The sequence below is a fragment of the Thalassotalea litorea genome (genome assembly GCF_005843925.1).
Lineage (GTDB): Bacteria > Pseudomonadota > Gammaproteobacteria > Enterobacterales > Alteromonadaceae > Thalassotalea_A > Thalassotalea_A litorea_A.
This window is the reverse complement of record NZ_VCBC01000019.1, coordinates 17,991-35,380: the sequence shown is the minus strand read 5'-3', so window position 1 is coordinate 35,380 and position 17,390 is coordinate 17,991. Positions and strand designations below refer to the sequence as shown.

Annotated in this window: 17 protein-coding genes and 1 tRNA gene; 7 read left to right on the top strand and 11 right to left on the bottom strand. The window is 43.2% G+C overall.

Features of this window, described 5'->3' with window-relative positions:
- Positions 1–97 precede the first annotated feature (97 nt).
- Both FE810_RS15755 and FE810_RS15750 read right to left on the bottom strand, forming a co-directional pair.
- A tRNA-Val gene (locus FE810_RS15755) sits at positions 98–174 on the bottom strand.
- Positions 175–318: 144 nt separating this feature from the next.
- A complete protein-coding gene (locus FE810_RS15750; protein WP_138321407.1) occupies positions 319–1,692 on the bottom strand; it encodes an MATE family efflux transporter in 1,374 nt (457 codons plus the stop codon).
- A 48-nt stretch (positions 1,693–1,740) separates the two neighbouring features.
- On the opposite strand from FE810_RS15750, the gene FE810_RS15745 reads away from it, so the two are divergent.
- Positions 1,741–2,373, top strand: a complete 633-nt coding sequence (locus tag FE810_RS15745) for a riboflavin synthase subunit alpha (protein ID WP_138321405.1) — start codon at positions 1,741–1,743, stop codon at positions 2,371–2,373.
- Positions 2,374–2,395: 22 nt separating this feature from the next.
- Here the strand turns inward: FE810_RS15745 and FE810_RS15740 are convergent, their stop codons facing one another.
- The 4 genes from FE810_RS15740 to FE810_RS15725 all read right to left on the bottom strand — a co-directional run bounded on the left by FE810_RS15740 (position 2,396) and on the right by FE810_RS15725 (position 5,604).
- On the bottom strand, positions 2,396–2,602 hold the full coding sequence (locus FE810_RS15740) for a CPXCG motif-containing cysteine-rich protein (protein ID WP_138321403.1): 207 nt from the start codon (positions 2,600–2,602) through the stop codon (positions 2,396–2,398).
- Between the two features lie 84 nt (positions 2,603–2,686).
- Positions 2,687–3,577, bottom strand: coding sequence for a fructosamine kinase family protein (locus FE810_RS15735; protein ID WP_138321401.1), 891 nt, complete (start codon positions 3,575–3,577; stop codon positions 2,687–2,689).
- Positions 3,578–3,638: 61 nt separating this feature from the next.
- Positions 3,639–4,793 carry a hypothetical protein gene (locus tag FE810_RS15730; RefSeq protein WP_171022397.1) on the bottom strand — a complete coding sequence of 385 codons (1,155 nt, stop codon included), beginning with the start codon at positions 4,791–4,793 and terminating at the stop codon, positions 3,639–3,641.
- A gap of 118 nt (positions 4,794–4,911) precedes the next feature.
- A complete protein-coding gene (locus FE810_RS15725) occupies positions 4,912–5,604 on the bottom strand; it encodes an SRPBCC family protein (protein ID WP_138321397.1) in 693 nt (230 codons plus the stop codon).
- A 373-nt stretch (positions 5,605–5,977) separates the two neighbouring features.
- Between FE810_RS15725 and thrS the strand changes: the two genes are divergently transcribed.
- The 5 genes from thrS (at position 5,978) to FE810_RS15700 (ending at position 10,433) form a co-directional block, all read left to right on the top strand.
- Complete coding sequence (thrS, locus tag FE810_RS15720; RefSeq protein WP_138321395.1) at positions 5,978–7,894, top strand: threonine--tRNA ligase; 1,917 nt, start codon at positions 5,978–5,980, stop codon at positions 7,892–7,894.
- Between the two features lie 20 nt (positions 7,895–7,914).
- Positions 7,915–8,457, top strand: a complete 543-nt coding sequence (infC, locus tag FE810_RS15715; RefSeq protein ID WP_138321393.1) for a translation initiation factor IF-3 — start codon at positions 7,915–7,917, stop codon at positions 8,455–8,457.
- A 140-nt stretch (positions 8,458–8,597) separates the two neighbouring features.
- Positions 8,598–8,795, top strand: a complete 198-nt coding sequence (gene rpmI / locus FE810_RS15710; protein ID WP_138321391.1) for a 50S ribosomal protein L35 — start codon at positions 8,598–8,600, stop codon at positions 8,793–8,795.
- 18 nt (positions 8,796–8,813) lie between these two features.
- Complete coding sequence (rplT, locus tag FE810_RS15705; RefSeq protein ID WP_138321389.1) at positions 8,814–9,170, top strand: 50S ribosomal protein L20; 357 nt, start codon at positions 8,814–8,816, stop codon at positions 9,168–9,170.
- A gap of 159 nt (positions 9,171–9,329) precedes the next feature.
- Positions 9,330–10,433, top strand: coding sequence for a phosphoribosylaminoimidazolesuccinocarboxamide synthase (locus tag FE810_RS15700; protein ID WP_138321387.1), 1,104 nt, complete (start codon positions 9,330–9,332; stop codon positions 10,431–10,433).
- A 632-nt stretch (positions 10,434–11,065) separates the two neighbouring features.
- Here the strand turns inward: FE810_RS15700 and FE810_RS15695 are convergent.
- Complete coding sequence (locus FE810_RS15695; RefSeq protein WP_138321385.1) at positions 11,066–12,043, bottom strand: Solitary outer membrane autotransporter beta-barrel domain; 978 nt, start codon at positions 12,041–12,043, stop codon at positions 11,066–11,068.
- 107 nt (positions 12,044–12,150) lie between these two features.
- On the opposite strand from FE810_RS15695, the gene FE810_RS15690 reads away from it, so the two are divergent.
- Positions 12,151–12,753 (top strand): glutathione S-transferase family protein, encoded by a 603-nt coding sequence (locus FE810_RS15690; protein WP_138321383.1) that lies wholly within the window; start codon positions 12,151–12,153, stop codon positions 12,751–12,753.
- Positions 12,754–12,808: 55 nt separating this feature from the next.
- On the opposite strand, the gene FE810_RS15685 is transcribed toward FE810_RS15690, so the two are convergent.
- The 4 genes from FE810_RS15685 to FE810_RS15670 all read right to left on the bottom strand — a co-directional run bounded on the left by FE810_RS15685 (position 12,809) and on the right by FE810_RS15670 (position 17,283).
- Positions 12,809–13,519 (bottom strand): transposase, encoded by a 711-nt coding sequence (locus FE810_RS15685; RefSeq protein ID WP_138321381.1) that lies wholly within the window; start codon positions 13,517–13,519, stop codon positions 12,809–12,811.
- A 415-nt stretch (positions 13,520–13,934) separates the two neighbouring features.
- Positions 13,935–15,548, bottom strand: a complete 1,614-nt coding sequence (locus FE810_RS15680) for a LysM peptidoglycan-binding domain-containing protein (RefSeq protein ID WP_138321379.1) — start codon at positions 15,546–15,548, stop codon at positions 13,935–13,937.
- Between the two features lie 87 nt (positions 15,549–15,635).
- The gene (gloB, locus tag FE810_RS15675; RefSeq protein WP_138321377.1) at positions 15,636–16,433 is read right to left on the bottom strand and encodes a hydroxyacylglutathione hydrolase; all 798 of its coding nucleotides are present in this window, start codon (positions 16,431–16,433) and stop codon (positions 15,636–15,638) included.
- 85 nt (positions 16,434–16,518) lie between these two features.
- A complete protein-coding gene (locus FE810_RS15670; protein ID WP_138321375.1) occupies positions 16,519–17,283 on the bottom strand; it encodes a hypothetical protein in 765 nt (254 codons plus the stop codon).
- Positions 17,284–17,390: the final 107 nt, after the last annotated feature.

Sequence of the window (17,390 nt, the reverse complement as noted above, 5' to 3'; positions counted from 1 at the left end):
GGGGCTTGGCTGTCGTACTGCTTGGCAACTTGCGTAGTTGAAATTAATCAGACTAAAACGAAAAAAGCAGCCATCAGGCTGCTTTTCGGAATATGTTTGGTACGACCGAGTGGACTCGAACCACCGACCCCTACCATGTCAAGGTAGTGCTCTAACCAGCTGAGCTACGGTCGTACTGTAAAGTGGTTAACCGCGTGGTTAACGACTCAACGGCGGCTATGTTAATGGCAGATATGATTCCATGCAAGTGCTTTTGTGAAGATTTTTACAAATAAGCGTTTGTTTGCGTAATTCTTCGACAACTCACCTCATAAATGGTTAATTCGTCGTCAATAAACCCAGCTTGGCACGACGTTGAATAACCTTTAAACGCCAGGCGAGAAAAATCGCCGCGTTAGTCAAACCGAGAATAAAACCAATCCAAAATCCGGCCGGTCCCATTCGTGGCACTATCCAATCCGTGACCCCTAAAATCATCCCTAAAGAAAGACCCACGACCCAATAGGAGACAAAGGTGATATAGAGGATCGATTTGGTGTCTTTGTAGCCTCGCAAGGCGCCCGCCGAAATGACCTGAATAAAGTCGGAAAATTGAAATAATGCCGCCAGAAACATCAGATTGGCCGCAAGAGACACCACCGCAGTTTCCGTGGTATAAATCAGAGCGATTTGCTCGCGAAATACTATGGTGCCCGTTGCAGTAACGATTGCAATAATAAACCCCAACCACATACTGGTTGTACACATGTGCTTTGCGTCGTCCAGCTTGTTTTCACCGACGGCAAAGCCGACTTTAATGGTGACTGCCATCGCGATGGACAATGGCACCATAAAAATCATCCCGGAAAAATTAATGGCAATTTGATGACTTGCCACGACCTCGGAACCAAAAGGGGCGAGTATGATCGCCACCACAGAAAAAAGTGATACTTCAAACAGTAATGACAGAGCAATGGGTACTCCGAGTTTCAATATGCTTAACATTTGCTGGATATCGGGCCAGGTGATCGCACTGAGTAAAGAGATTTTCCGCAGTTTCTTTGAAAGCCAGATATAAACCAACATACCGAAAAACATTGCCCAATAGACAATCGCAGTGGCGATACCACAACCGGCGCCGCCTAATTCCGGGAAACCAAATTCGCCGTAGATAAACACGTAATTGGCAGGAATGTTAATCAACAAACCGATAATAGAGATGATCATTGTTGGTTTGGTATAGCCCATACCTTCGGCGAAGTTTCTTAATACCACATACAAACAAAATCCGGGGCCACCCCAAACGATATAGCTAAGATAGTCCAGCATGAGTTGCTGAAGCTTAGGCTCCAGAGTCAGATGAGGTTCGATGATTGGTCTTAAGCCATAAAATAACCCGATCACCAAAATTGAAAGAATGACGGCAATCCAGCCGGTTTGAATGGTTGAACGGGCAATGCCAGAGTGATCTTTGCGACCAGAATATTGAGAAACGATTGCCGATAACGCCATAATGACGCCATAAATGGTGAGAATGATGGGCAGCCAGACACTACTTGCAACCGCCACAGCGGCCATATCGGTGGCGCTGACCCGACCGGCCATCACCGTATCGGCAAAGCTCATTAAGTTTTGGATCAACTGCGCAATTAAAATTGGGTAGGCCAATTTTACTAAGGAGCGGGTGTCGGTAAAAAATTTATCTAGAGTCATTCGGTTAAAGATAAGATAATAACGGTAAGTCAGGAATGAGGATCATATATGTTTACAGGAATTGTGCAAATAAAAGCGCAAGTTAGTGATGTTGAACACCGCAACGACTTTCGGCACCTACAGGTTGCCGTACCGCAATCGTTTGCTGAAAATCTTGAACTTGGGGCAAGCGTTGCATGTAATGGGGTTTGTCTGACTGTTGTTAAAATTCAGCCCTGCGAGCAAGCAACCACAATGTTACATTTCGATGTGATTGCTGAAACCTTGCGACTTACCAATCTTGGTGAGTTAACCCGTGCAAGTTGGCTCAATCTTGAGCGCTCAATGCGTTTTGGCGATGAAGTTGGTGGACATATCGTTAGTGGTCATATTCACGATTTGGCGACGTTAAAATCGATTAACGAAACCGATGATAATGTACAGATGACATTTTCCTTTGACTCGCGCTGGCGTCCTTATATCCATCGCAAAGGGTTTATTGCGGTTAATGGGGCGAGTTTAACGCTCGGAGATGTCAGCGAAGATACGTTTGACTTGCATTTGATCCCGGAAACGCTGGAACGCACGAATTTGCGTAGCTTTCGTGTCGGAGACCAGGCCAATATTGAAATTGATCAGCAGACCATTACCATCGTTGACACGATTGAACGTATCATGGCTGACAAATTAGACGCAGAATAAACCCGCAACATTTTCGCGGTGTTCAGAATATTTGTTCGTCGTCGCTGTCGATTTTTAGTTTTATCGTTTGCCGATAATCGTCAATATGCAAATTCATATGAATATCGTTGCAACAGGTGGGACAGGACTCGTAGTAGTTTTGATCCCCCTGGGTAGTGTCCAGAGTGACATCAAGGTGATGACCACAATGGGGGCATTCGATAATCTTTCTGCTGATATTCTGTGGCATGAGTGCCTCCTACATCTCTACATTCAAGCATCACACAAACTCAATACAATTATGGCTCCATTCTCATTAATTTCCCAAAAACATTCAGCCCATTTTTAGAATTTTGGCAACAATATCTTTTGCCTGTTCAATGTATATTCCCCCGAATAAATTGGCATGATTGAAAATGTGATATGCGTTATAAATTGATTTGCGATTTTGGTAGTTTTTCCGTAACGATGAAATACTCTCGTAGCCTTGATAAAACGCCGCTGGAAACTGCCCAAACAATTCGCTCATGGCGATATCCACTTCCCGATCACCGTAATAACAGGAAGGATCGTAAATACAGGGCCCTTTCGAGGTAAATCCAACATTGCCCTGCCATAAATCACCATGCAATAGGCAAGGTGTAGGATGATGGTGGCTAAGCAGTTGCTGACAGTGCGCGACAAACGCATCGATATTGGTTAACTGAATATCGCGGTTGGCGAGTTCTTGTAATTGCACGCCAAGTCGTTGCTCCGCAAAAAACGTACTCCAATTTTTCTGCCAGGGGTTGGCTTGAGCTGTCTTGCCAATAAAATTGTCTTCACTCCAGCCAAATTCGCCTTGCTGATTATTGTCATGCATATGCGCCAGCGTTTTCCCCATAGCGAACCAGGGGTTATCACTTGCTTGTTGGGGGTTGTCTACAGGGTGGGGCAGTAACTCCAGGTATTGCAATACCAAATAGCTGGCGTCTTCTGTCAAACCGCAACAGATAACGTCCGGTGTCACAAATTCACTGCCTTGGCTTAAATGTTCGAGGGAATACATTTCCGTTTGAAAATTTAGCAATTGTGACGGTGTATTGGTTTTAACGAAAAACTGTTGATCGCCCGCGGACAATCGAAACGATGCGTTTATATCACCGCCAGTCACTTTTTCGGGCTCAGAAAAGGATAATTCTACCTTAAGGGTTTGCGAAATTTCATCAGTGATGGCGGACCACATACATACTCCGTTGAGATGACTTGGTTATCAGCGAAATTGATTCAATTATAGAAGAATTCCGCTACCGCCCTGCAGTATTTTTTAACAAAATAGCCCTTTTACATAAGAAATCGTCGGAGTCCTGAGATCTCTTTTCTGCTTCTTCTTTTAGGTACTGAAAAGCGGCTAATTCTCCGTTATGTTGAAATTGATCCAACCATTCTCGCCCAAGGCTTTCGTCAACGCCGAGATAAAGTGACGCATTAAGCATCGAATCTCGATAGAACGCATCGCTCAAAGCGTCAATTTCTTGCTCAATTTCCTCAATTTTTTTGTTATTTTCAAGGCGTTTATGAATTTCTTTTTGCAAAGACTTGGCAAACATTTGATCCATAAATGTATAGCTTGCATTTTCCATTAATGCGCCAACCCGAAGACATAGATCTGAATGTAAGTTGGCATTTTCTGATGTAACACACAACGATAACAGATGTTTCCAGCCAACGGCTTTTGCTGCTTCTGTGCCGATAGCGTGAATCAAATTATCATTAAAGTTTGTTAGCCCAGAGTGGTCTACTGTGTCAACGAAACGACGAATGTTGGCGATATATTGATTGGTTGAATAAGGCACTTGTAAAGTCTTATGATAAGCCCATTCAATTTTATCTAAATCCTGATGAGCAGCAAAATATAAGATTATATTGAGCCATAGCGCATCATTGTTAGCCTCTAATTGTGCGACATTTTCAATAAGTTCATAACTACAGCGGAGATCTTCAGGGAAAATACTGCATTCTCGCACTAATTCGCACAGGACGTTCGTATTCAAAGGGTATTGGTGATGAAATGATAATAAATTGTCTAACCGAGTTTCATTTTCACCGGCTCTTCGGTAAAGCACGGATGCGAGTTTATCATCAATATTTTCACTAGAGGCTAATGAATTTATGTATGCATCCAGAGTATGCTGATATTCGTCGGACGCGAGTGCATTTGGATCTGTTGATGTGCACTTTGGATCAGTTTTGCTCTCGGGGATAGCGTTATCAACAGCAAATTTGGAAGCTTGTTGTGGCGATTGAGCGTTTGCGACGAGGACGTTGCTAACCTTTAACGAAGGTTCATCAGGTTGTTTGATCTCTACAACCACTTTTTGTGCCAGATCAGTATCCAAGACTAAATATAGGCACACTGTCGCGACAATTAAGCAGGTTGTGACAAAAACAGCGGTACGCATTCCTTGCATAATCATAGTGTTTTGTTAATTCGAAGGGTTAAAGCCAGCATAAATGCTTTATCGATTCCATTCAACCACCGTCAATTTAGACGAGGATTGTCTCTGTCGTTTGTCGTTATCACTCAGCACTACCGTTGTTTTGCTCACTGACGGTTTTCAAATTATTTAAACTTTTACTGATGAGCACTAAAAATATTTCATTACTCAGCCAGGCTGGGAGACTGCCGCCAGGTTGAAAGTACCCCAAATAATCGATCTCAACACGTTTTTCGTCGGTTTGTTGGACCTGCCATTGCACATCAATTTGCTTGACTCGAATACGGGCAGGGTTGAGTTTCAGGTACTGATTATTGTCCTGCACCTTGAGGGTGAATTGATTAGCAGAATCTAACAATATGTTGGTTGTCAGCATTTCCCGGGGCTGTACTGGCCAAACGGGATCTAATATCGTCAATTGCACGCGTGTATTTTCGGTTTTTTGCAAAACCACGATACGTTTAACCCCTTCAACCCAGGTTAGTACGGCTTGAGTATTGGTGAGTAAATGACGCACCGATGCCAAATCGGTATTTAACATCAGGTGAGCCTTTATTTCGACAAAGCCGGTAATTGGATTGTCTCGGTATTGAATTCTGACCCAATCGTTTTGTTGCTGGATATTCCAAGGTTGTGGGAGTTGTGTTTGTTGATGCGATTGGGTAATCGATTCGCTGGTGGATTCAGCATGAGCAATTGTCCCAAGCAGATTACCACAAAGCACTGAAGCTGCGAAAACCATTAACGTTGGATGTTTCCATACGCCTTGCATCATAATTTCATTCTCGCTTTGTATTGCGGATATTCACAGAGATATTAAAACCGGCAGCGCTTACCCGCGGTCGATTTTTTATGTTTGCTTCAGCTTATGCTGCCAACTTACCTATAATGCGGGTGATCAAGGACTCACGATAAACGGTTAAGGTTAGTCGTTATCACAGCAAAGTCGTTGTCTTTGATTGCAAATTAGTGAAAATTCCCCTATATTGCTGGCCTTATGGAGTCCGCTGACCGTTCGATAACAATGTAGGTTTATCGATACCAGGTCTCCAAACAAATTTTCTCGTATCCAATGTCTTACGCTTTGGATGCATTGTTATTAATACAAGTGGCATTACGTAGGTGCCACCACTGTAAAAGGAACTATTGTGCCAGTAATTACTCTTCCTGACGGCAGTCAACGCAGTTTTGAACAACCAGTCTCTGTTATGCAAGTTGCCGAGGACATCGGTCCCGGTTTAGCCAAAGCCACGATTGCCGGTCGTGTAAACGGCGAGTTAGTCGATGCATGTGAAGTCATCGAGCAAGATGCAGAACTTCAGCTTATCACCAGTAAAGACCAGGATGGCGTCGAAATCATTCGCCATTCTTGCGCGCATTTACTAGGGCATGCCATTAAACAATTATGGCCGGATACGAAAATGGCGATTGGGCCAGTCATCGATAATGGCTTTTATTATGACGTTGATCTAGAACATTCTTTAAATGATGAAGATCTGGTAAAGCTTGAAAAGCGGATGATGGAATTGGCCAAGACCAATTATCCGGTGATCAAAAAACGCGTTAGCTGGCAAGAAGCCCGCGATGCGTTTGAGCAACGTGGCGAATCTTATAAAATAGAAATTCTTGATGAAAATATCGAGAAGAGTGATCGTCCTGGCTTATATCATCACGAAGAATACATGGATATGTGTCGTGGTCCTCACGTGCCAAGCATGCGTCATTGCCATCACTTTAAATTGATGAAAGTTTCTGGTGCGTATTGGCGTGGCGATAGCGACAACAAAATGTTGCAACGCATCTATGGCACAGCATGGGCCGATAAAAAGCAACTGAAAGCGTATATCCAGCGCTTGGCAGAAGCAGAAAAACGCGATCACCGTAAAATTGGTAAAACGTTAGATTTATTCCACTGGCAAGAAGAAGCGCCAGGCATGGTGTTTTGGCATAATGATGGTTGGACTATCTATACCGAATTAGAAAAATTCGCGCGTGAAAAGTTGCACGAGTATGATTATGACGAAGTAAAAGGTCCATTAATGATGGATCGTGTACTTTGGGAAAAATCCGGTCACTGGGACAAATACGCAGAAAACATGTTCACTACTGAATCGGAGAAGCGTGAATACGCGATTAAACCGATGAATTGTCCTGGACATGTACAGATTTTCAACCAGGGTTTGAAATCATACCGGGATTTGCCGCTGCGTATGGCGGAATTTGGTTGTTGTCATCGTAACGAACCCAGTGGTGCATTGCACGGCTTGATGCGTGTGCGTGGCTTTACCCAGGATGATGCGCATATCTTTTGTACCGAAGAACAGATACAAGATGAAGTCAGCGAATGTATCAAGATGGTTTATGATGTATACGAATCCTTTGGCTTTGAAGATATCCTCGTAAAACTATCCACTCGCCCTGAAAAGCGTATTGGTAGTGATGACAGCTGGGATAAAGCGGAAGAAGGTCTTGCCAACGCATTGAAAGCCAATGGTATTGAATTTGAATATCAACCGGGTGAGGGCGCATTCTACGGTCCTAAAATTGAATTTACTTTAATGGATTGCTTAGGTCGTGCATGGCAATGTGGTACAGTACAGTTAGACTTTGCTTTACCGGGTCGTCTTGGTGCCACCTATGTTGGCGAAGACAATGAGCGATATGTGCCGGTGATGATTCACCGTGCTATCCTTGGTTCACTAGAACGCTTTATCGGTATTTTGATTGAACAGTACGCAGGATTGTTTCCAACTTGGTTGGCGCCAACTCAGGCCGTTGTGTTGAATATTACCGATAAACAAGGCGATTACTGTAATCAAGTTGTAAAAAAATTGAAAGAAAGTGGTATTAGAGCCAAAGCTGACTTGCGTAATGAGAAGATTGGCTTTAAAATCCGCGAGCATACCTTAAAACGTATTCCATACTTACTTGTTGTAGGTGATAAAGAAATGGAAAATGGCGAAATCGCCGTACGTTCACGAAAAGGTGATGATTTAGGAAAACTGTCGGTGGATGATTTCATTAAACAATTAGATAATGAAGTTAAATCACGGGCGCAAGCATAGTTCTTTAGGAGGAACCGACTATTAAAGGTGGTCAAAGAGGCGGACAAAAAGAGCCGCAACACAAATTGAATGGTGCGATTACAGCACAGGAAATTCGTTTGATTGGTATTGATGGAGAAGCACTTGGTGTGGTTTCTCTGAATGAAGGTATCGATAGGGCAGAAACTGCCGGTGTCGATCTGGTTGAAATCAGTCCTACAGCCAAACCACCCGTATGTCGAGTAATGGATTACGGTAAGTTTCTTTATGAAAAGAGTAAAGAACTTAAAGAACAGCGTAAAAAGCAAAAACAGATCCAGGTTAAGGAAATTAAATTCCGTCCTGGATCTGATGAGGGCGATTATCAGGTCAAACTACGCAACCTGAAACGCTTCCTCGAAGGTGGCGACAAGGCCAAGGTAACGTTACGTTTCCGCGGTCGTGAAATGGCACACCAGGAACTGGGTATTGAACTTCTGACTCGCGTTAAAAACGATTTGGAAGACATTGCTCAGGTCGAATCTTTCCCTAGACGGGTAGAAGGTCGACAAATGGTGATGGTCCTAGCCCCTATTAAACGATAATAACTGGTTTGAAAGTATTGCCAGCTTGCTGGCAATCACCACTATTATCGAATCACTGGTAACCGAGGCATACAAGTAATCGTTTTTCGATTCGCCCCAGGTTACTTTACTATTTGGCATAAACAATGCGGAGTTATTTCATGCCTAAAATGAAAAGCAATAAAGGTGCTGCGAAGCGCTTTAAGAAAACTGCTTCTGGTGGTTTCAAATGCAAACAAGCCGGTCTACGTCACATCTTGACTAAAAGACGTACCAAAGTTAAGCGTCACTTACGTGCAAAAAGTATGATTGCTAAGTCTGACCTTAAGTCAGTCGTATCAATGTTACCTTACGCTTAATTAGAGGAGTAGACACAAATGGCTAGAGTAAAACGCGGTGTTGTAGCACGCGCACGTCATAAAAAAGTTCTTAAGCAAGCGAAAGGTTACTACGGTGCTCGTAGTCGCGTATATCGCGTTGCTTTCCAAGCTGTAACCAAAGCTGGTCAATACGCTTACCGCGACCGTCGTCAACGTAAACGTCAATTCCGTCAACTTTGGATTGCTCGTATTAACGCGGCAGCTCGTCAAAATGGTTTGTCTTACAGCAAATTCATCAACGGTTTGAAAAAAGCGTCGATTGAAATTGATCGTAAGATCCTTGCTGACATCGCCGTATACGATAAAGCAGCTTTCACGGTTTTAGTTGAAAAAGCACAAGCTTCTTTAGCTTAATCGTAAAGACTTTGACAGATAAGGACGCTTCGGCGTCCTTTTCTATTTGTTGGCAAAGCGTTTATAAATTTATAATCGACAAATATTATGAATATTTTGCCAAAAAATAGAAGATTCATTGTCGTGTCTTTGATTCGACATTTTAGTTAGGAAAACTCGATGAACCTTGCCGATAAAGTTTTAGCTGTAAATAATGATTTGCCCATTCGTACCGATGCGCCTGTTCACAGTGGTAAAGTACGCAGTGTCTATTGGTTAACCGCAAAAGATTCTGCGCGTTTGATCCAAGAAAAAGGCTACGCTGTTCCTGCTGACACACCGCTTGCCATTATGGTTATCTCTGACCGTATCTCTGCATTTGATTGCATCTGGCACGGTGAAGGCGGTATTCAGGGCGTTCCAGGCAAAGGTGCGGCATTAAATGCTATCTCGAATCATTGGTTTAAGTTATTTAAAGAAAATGGTCTGGCTGACAGTCATATTCTGGATATCCCACACCCTTTTGTGTGGATTGTGCAAAAAGCCAAACCGGTAAAAATCGAAGCGATTGCCCGTCAATACATTACAGGATCCATGTGGCGCAGTTATGAAAAAGGCGAACGTGAGTTTTGCGGCATCGAAATTGCGGAAGGTTTGGGGCGCGATCAAAAACTACCAGAGCTTCTGATCACGCCATCGACGAAAGGGATACTAACCGGTATCGAAGGGGTTCCAGCCCAGGATGATGTCAACATTACCCGCGAAAACATCGAAGACAATTTTTCGGCATTCAATTTTGCAACCGCATCGGATATTGGTCTTTATGAAAAACTGTTAAAAGATGGGTTTTCATTAATCAGTGGCGAATTAGCCAAACTTGATCAAATATTTGTCGATACCAAATTTGAATTTGGTTATGTCAAAGACGTTAATGGTAATGACAAACTGATCTATATGGATGAAGTCGGGACTCCGGATTCTTCGCGTATTTGGGATGGCGAGCAATATCGTCAGGGCAATATTGTCGAGAATTCCAAAGAGGGCTTCCGTCAATTATTGCTCAAGCACTTCCCGGATCCCGATATTTTGTTGAATAAAGATCGTATGGATGAGCGAGAAGCCTTGGCACGAGATAATGCGTTACCAGCAGAGGTGTTGATGCAGGTGTCAAAAACCTACGTGGGCATTGCCGAAAAGATCACCGGCGAAGATATTATTATTAGCGATAACCCTAAAGCGGAAATTGTCGAAATATTGAAAAAAGATTACGGACTAATCGATTAGTCACTGCTTAATACATCGTGGTTAATAACGTTATTGACGCATGGATTATGTTGCGGCAAGGGCGTTGACTAATTTGTGACAGGCAACATTGCCTGTCACGCTATGTTTTGCTATCCCTTCACGTCTATTTATTCTGTTTTACCGGCACCGTCATCATATAACGGATTCTCGTCCCCAAATTGTCCTCGTCCGCGAGTCGTCCTCGTCCGCAAGTCGTCCTCGTCCGCAAGTCGTCCTCGTCCGCAAGTCGTCCTCGTCCGCAAGTCGTCCTCGTCCGCAAGTCGTCCGCGTCCGCAAGTTGTCCGCGTCCGCAAGTTGTCCGCGTCCGCAAGTTGTCCGCGTCCGCAAGTTGTCCGCGTCCGCAAGTTGTCCGCGTCCACAAGTTGTCCGCGTCCGTAAATTGTCCGCGTCCGCAAGTTGTCCGCGTCCGCAAATTGTCCGCGTCCGCAAATTGTCCGCGTCCGCAGATTGTCCGCGTCCGCAGATTGTCCGCGTCCGCAGATTGTCCGCGTCCGCAGATTGTCCGCGTCCACAAATTGTCCGCGTCTGCATGATAACCAAGAGTGTATTTTATAATCTATTGGGAAGATGATCGCTTTTTTGAATGTGCCCTTTAGCACGACGATTCAACGCTACCATTCATTAAAATATAAGACGATACTGCCGCCGCTTACCGCACTACCGTGGTTGATGTTAATTCCTATCCCGACATTTTCCACCAAATCCGTGGTATTGCGAATATCCCAGAGAATGCCAAACCCCAGTTCATAGTAATGATGAGTCCCTAACGATGATACGGTATCGCCAGAAATATCGACACGGTTGGCCTTTAGGTAGAAATCGTTGGCAAAAAATTTGGCCTCGGCAAAAGTGTTTTTCAACTTAAAACCATTGATGATACGCCAACCGTTCGGGGCGGCATATTTACCATCGGCAAGACGAGACGTACTTCTGCCTTGCATATAATGAAATTCGCTTTTAAATTCCCAGCTACCCCAGTCATTGTCTTTTAGATAACTAAATTCAACTCCAGGCTCAATAACATAGGCATTGGTCTTACTGTTATATAGCAACGCGTCTAACTGTTCCTGTAACGACTGAGTTTGCTCACTATTGTATGAATGGGTATTTTTATAATGTAAAAAATAGGTGGAAAGCATTGGCGTGATAGACCAGTTTTTATCGATAAATAGTTGCCTGCCAAGACTGACGTTTATGGCAAAGACTTCTTCTTTGTCATGATCCGGGGTAAGCATTTCATCTAATGAAATATCACCTTCTTGCTTGATGTATGCAAGTTGCAGTTTTAAGTAGTCCTGATACGTTTCTAAATCTGAGCCGAGTTCAATTGTATACGGAATTGAGAAAACGGATATTTGATTACGTAAATCGATGGAGTCAGTATCAATATTGTTGTTATGAGATTGTAGGATCTGTTCAGGATCAAAATTTCCTACGCCAAAGCTAAGGGCATCGCTATCCATTAATACCACGGATGCAGCATAGATTTGCGAGAACTCATCAGAAGGCGAAAACAGTGCTTCCTCAGCGACTACTGCGCTCGATAAACTGAGTAGTATGAAAGTATATAAACCGTTGGATTTTCGCATTACGCTTTCTTTTCGCTGGAAAAACCTTAAGACATTGATGATAAACAGTCTAGTTGATTGGACGAGGCTATACTCTTCATCGCAGATAAAAATATTCGGAACTTACCATGAAAATTGTACTTTATGAATATGCACCAACTCGTAGCGCTCGTGTCCACTGGGTTTTGGCGGAGTTGAAAATTCCTTATGAAAGTAAAAATGCGAAAGCATTATTTGGTAGTGAAGAGCTAAGGAACGTCCATCCATTAGGGAAAATTCCGGCGATGCTGGTCGATGGTGAAGCATTGATTGAATCGGTTGCGATGTGTACGTTTTTGGCGGACAGCAAACCCGAAGGGAACTTGATCCCTGCGACAGGAACGTTTCTTCGTGCGCAACACGAGCAATGGTGCGCGTTTATCCTGTCAGAAGTTGAAGCACACCTTTGGAGCGATGCCCGCAATACCTTTGTCTATCAAGAAGAACGTCGAATACCCGCAATTTTCAAGCAAAACAAATTCGAATTATCTCGTTCTTTAGAGGTTATTGAGCAGCACTTAAAAAAACATCCATTTATGCTGGGCGAGCAGTTTAGTGTGACAGATATTATCGTCAGTTTTACCACGCTATGGGCTGAGAAAACCGGACACTGTGAGCCATTTCCTGCAATTAAAGCGTATCATCGCAAACTCCTTTCGATGGAGCATTGTCCTTATACACCACCAGAGTAAACATCAAGGGGTCAGAGTTGTTGAAAGTTAACTATCATGGCGTCATATCAAGGGGTCAGAGTCGTTGATTTCTAAATTTCGCTGATTTTCTATCTCCTCCATGAGTACTTCTATCAACAGCTTTCCCCAGCAAAGATGAAAGTTTTGTTTTGAATATGGCACTGCCCAAGACGCTATCTTTATTTACAGATTTGCGAATTAGTTGTGTCTGTTCATTGTCAACTGGAGCATTCACAAACAAACGATAGACTTTCTTTCTCTGCTCTTTCGTTTGCGCTAACCCTTCGTAAAGTGGGTGCGGTGTGATTAATGCTATTTCCTTATTTAACCCATTCGCGTGATATGAAGACCATGCGTATTGTTCCGGTGAACTGCATATATTGGCTCTGACGGGGTTTAGCTCAATGTAGCGGCTCACTTCTAAAAAATAATTTTCACTGTCTACTAAACAAGATTTGTATCTTCCTTCCCACAGGGTTCCAGTTCTTTCATAAGATAGATTAAAGTAGCGAACATAGCACCGACCTATGGATTGCATCATTTGGCTTACACCACAAGAACTGCTGGGAGTGAGTAATAAATGCACATGATTAGACATTAATACGAAAGCGTGCACAGATACATCGAATTTATCTGCATATTCTTTTAGTAGCTTTAGATAATAAGCAAAGTCACGCTGATGGAAAAAACAATTGATTTTGTTGTTTCCCCTTTGAATTATGTGTTGTGGTATATCCGCTAAATTAAGACGAGGTTGACGTGCCATCCTTGGCTCCTGTTGTCATATTCTGTTGATGGAGAACTCTGATTATAGAAAATAATCCAAAGGATTTAGGAACAATTATCAAAGGGTTGAGTTTTTTAAAGTTTTAAGCGTTCAATGACTCTGACCCCATGATCTTTAGCTCGATTGGCTATGTTTTGTCAGGTACCAAGTCGCCATGTATCCGGAGTTCTATCATGCTCACTCATTAAGTGTAGTAGGGCAAATCGAGCGGAAGAAAACGTTAGTTTTAAAGTGATGAAGCCGCCGCTGACTCGGTTCAGCGTGAATGACAAAACTACCTTTAGTTTTAGAATCAAGGGGTCAGAGTTGTTGATACAATATATTATTTCAACAACTCTGACCCCTTGATCAAAAAAAACGGCTGGAAGCCGCTTTTTTATTGCTAATACAAACCTTAGATAGACGTGATATTTACTGATAATTTCAACATTTGGCCAGGTTGTAAGTAGTTCTTACGGCTCAATTTGTTCCACTTTTCAATATCGGCAATTCTCACGTTAAACTTGCTGGCAATGCGTGCAAGCGAGTCTCCTGACCTTACACGATAACGAATATTGCGCATGGTTTTGCTGTTGCTAGCGCTGATTGAACTTGCCTGAGACAACGCCGATGGTGTGTATATCACCAACTTTTGCCCTAAACGCAGGGTGTCTTTGGGACCAAAACCATTCCATTTGGCAATGTCTTTGCTACCGACTTTATACAAACGGCCAATATCCCATAGGGTATCGCCTTTTTTGACCGTGTAAGTCAGTTTATTGCCAGAGCCTTTCTTGCTCGCCTTAGCAATCGCAACCTTCTCCAGCGATTTGTAACGATCCAAAGATTTTGTCGCCGTCGGGATCAATAAGTATTTACCGGCCCGAATATTATTGTCGGAAAGCTTATTCACCTGCTTAATGACCTTGCTTGTGGTATTAAATTTATTGGCAATCACACTTAAACTGTCGCCAGATTTAATCTGATAACGTTGCCAGGTAAGGCGTTTGTCATCGGCAAGTTCGTTCAAATCATTTTGAAATGCTGCAACCCTGTTATTGGGTATCAGTAGATAATGCGGGCCATCTGGTGCCGTCGCCCAACGATTAAAACCTGGGTTTAAGGCGTGTAATTCTTCAATGGTTAACCCCGCCATATCCGCCGCGAGCAGAAGATCCAATTGCGAGCCAATTTCGACTTTAGAAATGACCGGTTTATTGGCGATTGGCTTAAAGCTGATATTGTATTTTTCCGGCTCTTTTAACAGGGCAGTCAATGCCAGTAATTTTGGTACGTAATCACGGGTTTCTTTGGGAAGATCTAAGCTCCAAAAGTCGGTCGGCAATCCTTTTTGTTTATTGCGCTTCATCGCACGGGATACTCGTCCCTGACCAGAATTATAGGCCGCTAGCGCTAATAACCAGTCACCGTCAAAACGTTTGTTTAGGTATTTAAGGTAATCAATGGCAGCTTGCGTTGAGGCGGCAACATCACGTCGACCGTCATACCACCAATCTTGTTTAAGTCCGAACTGCTTGCCAGTACCAGACAAAAATTGCCACATACCAGCGGCACTGCCGTGGGAATAGGCGAATGGGTCATAGGCACTTTCAACGATGGGAAGTAATACCAACTCCATCGGCATATCATGCTTTTCAAGCTCTTCGGTAATGTAATATAGGAACGGCTCTGCGCGCTTAGCGACGCGATCAAGGTAACTTTGATGTTTTGCGTACCAGTTTCTGTGGGTAACAACGCTGCGGTTTTCCGGTACTTCAAACATTAACTGGCCGCGAATACGCTCCCAGATATTGTCACTGGCCAACATATCGTCATCACCAAGCGGAATATCAACATCCGCGATTGGATGTATGACATCGGCGGTTTCATCGACGATAAGGGCTTGATAGATATCTATATTATCAGCAACGTTCGGGGTGTTTGATAAATCTTTTTGAACAGACTGTTGTTCGGTCGTTTGACAAGCAGCAAGCAAGGAAAACGACAGTGGTAGTATTAGTTTTTTCATAACAGCTCTATTTGTTATTGAATGCGCACAGGATTACCCCGATTTATATAGCGCATCATATCTTTTTCTTAAGCAATAGAAAATAAATTAAAAGTTATCTTTTAGTAACCGAGTGGCGGCAAACACTTCAACATTACTGGAATAGGATTCTCCACAGAGATGTTGAACCTGTGCTTTTACCGTATCGGTATGGCTGCGTAGAAACGGATTTATCTGCGATTCAGTAGCAATACTGGTGGGGATAGTCGCAATGTCCGAGTTTCTAAGATTTTGCACTTTTAATTCGTATTCAATAAGTTGACTGTTTTCTGGTTCAATAGTTCGCGCAAAATGTAAATTTGCCTGAGTATATTCGTGGGCGCAGTAAACCTTTGTGGAGCCGGGTAGAGCGACAAGCTTGTTTAAGCTACTCAGCATTTGCTCTGCCGTACCTTCGAATAATCGCCCGCAACCCCCAGAAAATAGTGTATCTCCACAGAATAGCGTGCCATCTTGAAAAGAATTGTAATAGGCAATGTGGCCACGGGTATGTCCCGGGACGTCGATAACAGAAAAGCTTTGGTCAAGGTAAGGAAGACTGACCCGATCTCCTTCGTTAACATAATGGGAAATGTGCTTAATGTCTTCACCGGCTGGTCCATAAACATCAACTGCCCAGCCTCGTTGCTTGGCATAGCTTAATAATTGTTCGACACCACCGGTGTGATCGCGGTGATGGTGGGTAATTAAAATACTGGCAAGTTGTAAATTTTCACGCTGTAAAAATGCCAGACAGACCTTGGCGTCTCCAGGATCAACCAAAGCACAAAGGTTTTGAGATGGGGCAGTGGCGTGAATTGCCCAAATATAATTGTCGGAAAACGCCGGTATCGCAGAAACTTGCATAAAAAGCCCTCAGGCAGTCGAACGTGCAAGTTCTATTATAACGACAGTATTTAGAAAGAAAACTGCCCGATTGGTCGCTTGTCGATTAAAAGGTAAAGACTAAGCCTAAAACCGGGCCGTGGGTCACGGTGTCATAGGAAAAATAGCCTGGTTCACCGGATGTGCCATCTTCATAATCGACCCAGGTTGCCATATATTTGACATCCAGTGTCAGTAATTCAGTCATTTGCCACTGAACGCCAACTTTCACTTTTGAAGTAAATTCCGAGGCAAAGTCTAATCCGCCGATGTCACCATACAATTCAAATGTCCAATTTTCGCTTAAGTGAGAATACCAGCGTAAACCGACAATAAAATCAACCCAGTCTTCTTCAACCGATGCGGATAAACGTTGCTCGAGGTTTGGTAAATCCACATCAAGATCGATGTCATTGTCCCACCAACGGACACCTGCGATGTAATCGATTGAGGCATTTTGCAAGTGATTGCGATAGAAAATTTGCGCTTCCAATACCCCTTGTCTGACGCCTGCATCTAATTCCTGACCGGTTTCAAAATTTCTACTACCTCCTAAGTCCATAAACCCATAATCAATGGCAACACCTACGTTGCCCGGACTTATGGCCTCCATATGAATCATGCCAGCCATGTCGAGGTTATCTAAAATGGTACCAAAATCGACGTCCACTTGTGCTTGATCAATCCGTCCAGAACCAAAATCTCCTTCAATGTTTGTGCCCATTAGATAGGGTTCGATCATAAATTCCCAGTCTTGGGCGTGGAGGTTTGAACAAAGGAGGAAACAAGAACTAAACAGGCTGGCAAAGGTGAGTCTGGATGCGGCATTCATAATTTTTACCTCTTATGATACTTCTTACTGAAAACATGCTTTTTTAGACAGGTAAAGTATAGTCAAGCTATTTAATTTTATAGGTCATTGCAAAAAGTGGTTATAAT

What these genes read in the sequence shown, in the direction of transcription:
- FE810_RS15750 (WP_138321407.1), bottom strand. Translation starts at nt 1,692, where the DNA reads ATGACTCTAGATAAATTTTTTACCGACACCCGCTCCTTAGTAAAATTG.
- FE810_RS15745 (WP_138321405.1), top strand. Translation starts at nt 1,741, where the DNA reads ATGTTTACAGGAATTGTGCAAATAAAAGCGCAAGTTAGTGATGTTGAA.
- FE810_RS15740 (WP_138321403.1), bottom strand. Translation starts at nt 2,602, where the DNA reads ATGCCACAGAATATCAGCAGAAAGATTATCGAATGCCCCCATTGTGGT.
- FE810_RS15735 (WP_138321401.1), bottom strand. Translation starts at nt 3,577, where the DNA reads ATGTGGTCCGCCATCACTGATGAAATTTCGCAAACCCTTAAGGTAGAA.
- FE810_RS15730 (WP_171022397.1), bottom strand. Translation starts at nt 4,793, where the DNA reads ATGCGTACCGCTGTTTTTGTCACAACCTGCTTAATTGTCGCGACAGTG.
- FE810_RS15725 (WP_138321397.1), bottom strand. Translation starts at nt 5,604, where the DNA reads ATGATGCAAGGCGTATGGAAACATCCAACGTTAATGGTTTTCGCAGCT.
- rpmI (WP_138321391.1), top strand. Translation starts at nt 8,598, where the DNA reads ATGCCTAAAATGAAAAGCAATAAAGGTGCTGCGAAGCGCTTTAAGAAA.
- rplT (WP_138321389.1), top strand. Translation starts at nt 8,814, where the DNA reads ATGGCTAGAGTAAAACGCGGTGTTGTAGCACGCGCACGTCATAAAAAA.
- FE810_RS15700 (WP_138321387.1), top strand. Translation starts at nt 9,330, where the DNA reads ATGAACCTTGCCGATAAAGTTTTAGCTGTAAATAATGATTTGCCCATT.
- FE810_RS15695 (WP_138321385.1), bottom strand. Translation starts at nt 12,043, where the DNA reads ATGCGAAAATCCAACGGTTTATATACTTTCATACTACTCAGTTTATCG.
- FE810_RS15690 (WP_138321383.1), top strand. Translation starts at nt 12,151, where the DNA reads ATGAAAATTGTACTTTATGAATATGCACCAACTCGTAGCGCTCGTGTC.
- FE810_RS15685 (WP_138321381.1), bottom strand. Translation starts at nt 13,519, where the DNA reads ATGGCACGTCAACCTCGTCTTAATTTAGCGGATATACCACAACACATA.
- FE810_RS15680 (WP_138321379.1), bottom strand. Translation starts at nt 15,548, where the DNA reads ATGAAAAAACTAATACTACCACTGTCGTTTTCCTTGCTTGCTGCTTGT.
- gloB (WP_138321377.1), bottom strand. Translation starts at nt 16,433, where the DNA reads ATGCAAGTTTCTGCGATACCGGCGTTTTCCGACAATTATATTTGGGCA.
- FE810_RS15670 (WP_138321375.1), bottom strand. Translation starts at nt 17,283, where the DNA reads ATGAATGCCGCATCCAGACTCACCTTTGCCAGCCTGTTTAGTTCTTGT.